The sequence below is a fragment of the Synechococcus sp. R6-10 genome, assembly GCF_047461815.1.
Taxonomy (GTDB): Bacteria; Cyanobacteriota; Cyanobacteriia; order Thermostichales; family Thermostichaceae; genus Thermostichus.
Window position 1 is genome coordinate 1 of sequence record NZ_JANSHW010000107.1, and the last position, 4,398, is coordinate 4,398.

At 59.6% G+C, this 4,398-nt stretch carries 4 protein-coding genes; 2 read left to right on the top strand and 2 right to left on the bottom strand.

The annotated features are described in order from the left end of the window. Together NW837_RS03580 and NW837_RS03585 are read left to right on the top strand one after the other, a co-directional pair. A partial coding sequence (locus tag NW837_RS03580; protein WP_414329309.1) for a gas vesicle protein K occupies nt 1-572 on the top strand: 572 nt, incomplete at its 5' end. A gap of 123 nt (nt 573-695) precedes the next feature. Beyond that, nucleotides 696-2,279 (top strand): NAD(P)H-quinone oxidoreductase subunit N, encoded by a 1,584-nt coding sequence (locus NW837_RS03585; protein ID WP_414329311.1) that lies wholly within the window; start codon nt 696-698, stop codon nt 2,277-2,279. Nucleotides 2,280-2,617: 338 nt separating this feature from the next. Here the strand turns inward: NW837_RS03585 and NW837_RS03590 are convergent, their stop codons facing one another. Both NW837_RS03590 and NW837_RS03595 read right to left on the bottom strand, forming a co-directional pair. After that, a complete protein-coding gene (locus NW837_RS03590) occupies nt 2,618-3,187 on the bottom strand; it encodes a photosystem I assembly protein Ycf4 (RefSeq protein ID WP_011433078.1) in 570 nt (189 codons plus the stop codon). A gap of 310 nt (nt 3,188-3,497) precedes the next feature. Continuing rightward, on the bottom strand, nt 3,498-4,398 hold a 901-nt coding region (locus NW837_RS03595), incomplete at its 5' end, for an S-layer homology domain-containing protein (protein WP_414329310.1).

A 4,398-nucleotide genomic window follows, 5' to 3' on the forward strand; every position in this document is an offset into this window, starting at 1 on the left:
AGGCCGCTCGGGATCCCCGTCTCCATTTGCTCAGCCTGGAACAGCTTTGTCAGCCCTTTGACCGTTGGATTGCTTCTCCTCCCCCGCCGCGCCTTTCGATTAGTCCCGCCAGCTGGGAAGACTTGAGCCAGACTCGGCCCACCCCTGGCCGGAAACGCCCGGAAGCCGGTTTGGCCTCTCTGGTGCTGACCTTGGTGGAGCTGTTGCGGCAGTTGATGGAGGCGCAGGTGGTGCGGCAAATGGAGGCTGAGCGCCTTTCTGCAGAGCAGATTGAGCGGGCCGGCAGCAGCCTACAAGCCTTGCGGGAGCAAATTCGACACATCTGCAGCCTGTTGGAGATCGACCCAGCGGATTTGAACCTGGAGCTCGGAGATCTGGGCACCCTCCTGCCCCGCCAGGGGGACTACTACCCCGGACAACCCCACCGCGAGGGATCCCTGCTGGAACTCTTGGATCGCCTGATCCACACCGGCATCGTCATCGATGGGGAGATCGACCTGGGGCTGGCGGACTTGGATCTGATCCACGCCCGCCTGAAGCTGGTGCTCACCTCCAGCGCCAAGCTCTACTGAGCCCGTGGATTGAGAGTGCTGATGGAGACGATTGGGAGAAGAGATGCCGGAAGCGGAAAGAGAGACCGGAAATCGCGGTATGCTGGCTGTGGATCCCCTTCATCTGTCTTCATGTCTTCCCCTATGGATGTCTTTGCCCCAACCGGAAACCTGTATGCCGGTGCCATTTGGCCAGAAGTGGTGGTTACCCTCACCCTCTTGCTCGTCTTGGTGGTGGATTTGGTCGGTGGTTCGGCGGCGCGCAAAAGTCTTCCAGCCCTCTCCATCTTTGGCTTGATCGGGGCCTTGGTGACCTTGGTGTTGCAGTGGCAGCAGCCCCAGTTGGAGAGCTTCTTGGGCAGCTTTGCGGCGGATCCCATCAGCATTCTCTTCCGTGGCCTGGTGGTGGGGACGGCGGTACTGACCGTGATGATGGCGGAGCGCTACATCTCTCAGTCCGGAGCGCCCACAGGCGAGTTTTATGTGTTGCTGCTCACGGCCACCTTGGGGGGCATGTTCCTCTCCGGGGCGACGGACTTGATCCTAGTGTTTGTATCTTTAGAAACGCTGGGCATCGCCAGCTACCTGATGGCCGGCTATACCAAGCGGGATCCGCGTTCTTCGGAGGCAGCCCTGAAATATCTCTTGATCGGGGCCAGCAGCACAGCCATTTTTCTCTACGGCATGTCGCTGCTCTACGGCCTTTCGGGTGGGCAAACGAAGCTGGAAGCCATTGCCTCCTCTATGGGGGATGCCGGCTTGGCAGGGATCATCGCTTTGGTCCTCTGCATTGGTGGTATCGGGTTTAAGTTGGCGGCAGTGCCCTTTCACCAGTGGACTCCTGATGTCTACGAGGGATCCCCAACGCCGGTGGTGGCCTTTTTGTCGGTGGGATCCAAAGCAGCAGGCTTTGCCTTGGCGGTGCGCTTTCTGGCCACCGTATTTCCGGCCATGACGGAAGAGTGGCGGGCGGTGCTCTCGGTGCTGGCCATTTTGACCATGGTGCTGGGGAACGTGGTGGCCATTGCCCAAACCCGCCTCAAACGGCTGCTGGCCTATTCTTCCATCGGTCAGGCGGGCTTTGTTTTGATTGGCTTGGTGGCGGGCACCGAGGCAGGCTATGCCAGCTTGATCTTTTACTTGATGGTCTATTTGGCCATGAACCTGGGGGCCTTTTTGTGCATCACCCTGTTCAGCCTGAAGACCGGCACCGATGAAATTAGCGAGTACAGCGGCCTCTACCAAAAGGATCCCTTCCTCACCCTTTGCTTGAGCATTTGTCTGCTTTCGTTGGGTGGGTTGCCCCCTCTGGCAGGCTTCTTCGGCAAGTTGTACCTGTTCTGGGCCGGTTGGCAGGCAGGGGCCTATACCCTAGTGTTGGTGGGGTTGGTCACCAGCGTCATCTCCATCTACTACTACGTGCGGGTGGTGAAAACCATCGTGGTGAAAGAGCCGCAAGAGATGTCGGTTTCAGTGCAAAATTACCCTGAGACCAACTGGCAGGCGGAAGGCATGCAGGCTCTGCGGGTGGGCTTGGTGTTCACTTTGGTGGCTACCATCTTTGCCGGGATCCTCTCCAATCCCCTCTTCACCCTCTCCACCCAGGCAGTAGAGCAAAGCCCCTTCTTGGGGTTCCCGACTGCACAGGCATTCATTCCGGAGTCGGCGAGCCTTCAGGTGGCAGTCAAGGGATCCCTGGGTTCCTCTCCTCAAGCTGGCGAAGGCTAGTTTTTGAGATGCTCTCCATCCCGAGGTTTTAAAAAGCGACGCTCGGCAGCGCGCGCTTCAGTTGTGCAGATATGGTCATTTCTCCCTCTGGAAGAAGGGCTGCAGCGCGAAACACCTGGGGAGCGTCTCAACCTAGTCTCAATCTAATTTGAACTAATTTGAAAGGACTCTAATCCAGAAGAGGGTCTCCCCACCCCAAAGGGATCCGGGATCTCTTCAAGGCCTCCGCATTAGCGCCCACCGATTACAGCAATGTAGTTGGTCACCCATTCGTAGTAGGGCACACATCCCTCACGCGGCCATCAGGGTGCGATCACAGCGCATGATGCCCCAGGGAATCAAATGCCCTCTAAGCTGACGTTGAGAAAGCGGGCAATCTCGGCTGCCTGGTTTTCGATCTCCGTCAGGGGAGGTGGCTGGCCTACGCCGGTGAGGGGGATGTCGCCACGTCCTTTCACCCGCAAGTAGATGGCTCGGCGGGGGTTAAGCCCCTCTCTCAGCTCCACCCGTAAGCTTTGCACATCGGCAAAGTCATACTCCAGGCGGACTTCACGGTTTTTGCCCGGAAAGCCCTGGCGCACCAGCGTTATCTTTTGCGTGCGCCGGTCGAACTCGTTGTAGCCGCCTCCCAAGTTCCAATACAAACTCAGCCACTGGTATAGCCCCGCCAGGGATCCGAGCACCCCGTAAAAGAGCATGGCAATGCCCTGGGGAATAAACACCAGGCTGGCGGGATCGGAAAAGGGGAGCAAATTGCGGTGGAGATAGCTGGAAAGGCCGGCCAAGGTAAAGCCCAGCCCTCCCCCCGTCAGCGCCACCGCCCAAAAGTACACGCTGGGCCGCCGCGACCCAATCACGGTGTAGCGCAGCAGATCGGCAGAACGGATTTCAGGAACAATGGCGGACACAGTTGGGATCCCTGCAGGTTTTCCAAGGCTGGCTTCCCCCATTCTATAGGCTATGGGCGGCAAGGGTTTTCCCCAGCAGAGGGGCGCTCAGGGGACTGGCAAGAGCTAGAGCCGCCTGGGGAATGGGGGCGGAAGTCCTCTGCGCTGTACAGCCCCTCTCCTGAAGGGAGTTAGGGATAGTTTTTATTGTTATGGCTCCTTTTGCTCCTTGTAAGAGCCGTAGCAGGGATCCCTGCTGGGGTTCTGAGGCGTTCTATCTGCTGACAGAGCCCAACAGCATACGCCAATGGGATCCTCGCTCACTTCAGGGTTAGGGCTTACCCGGCGTGACGATCCTACCCTCTCCTGGGGCGACTTCCGGGGGGTTGGGTCGGGTCTGCCCAGAGGGCTCATCAACGGCATTCGAGGGAGAGGCAGGGGTGGGATCCGGCTCGGGAGAAGCCGTCTGCTCCGGTTCTGCGGCAGGAGGAGAAGGCTGAGGCTCAGGGGTTGGGTCTGGCAAGGCTGGCGGCTGGGGTATGGCGTCTTGGGCCGTTCGTTCCCCAAAAGCCGACAGGGCGATGGCGGCTTCCCCGCGGCTAACCGGCTCGAAGGGGTTGAAGGTGCGGATGGGGCCAAAGGTGCGCAGCACGGTGGAGGCATTCTCCAGACTGCGATCCGCTACTAGAGCAGGAACAACCTCAGGAGGAATTTGCGCCGCATCGGTGAACCCCCAGCGCTCCTCCAGCTCCGCTCGGGATCCCTTGATCTGGCCGGGAGGTAAGTCCAGGGGCACCTTCATGCGGATTAACTCCGCCCGGGACAGCAGGCTGTTGGGGCGAAACTCTCGATTGGCATCTCCGGCAATTATGCCGGCAGCTCCCAGGGCTTGAATGTAGCGAAAGTTGGGATCCTCTTCCGGCACATCCAAAAAGAGGGGGCGTTCCGAGGGGGATCCCAGGCGGATCTGCCGACTGGGCTCGTCGGCGTGGATGGCGTTGTTGGCCAGCACCAGCCAACGGGCAAATTCTCCGCGACGAACGCTGCGCTGCGGCTGAAATTCGCTGCTGGAGATATCGGCAAAAACTCCCAACCGATCTAGGTATCCCACCGAACGGGCCACCAGAGATCCGGGCTCCAAGTCTGTAAAGCGGCTGCTGTCCGGGCTGGGCAGGGGTGAGGAAGGGGTGGGAGCAGTGGGGATCGAGATAGAGGGTGGGATGGATCCCGGC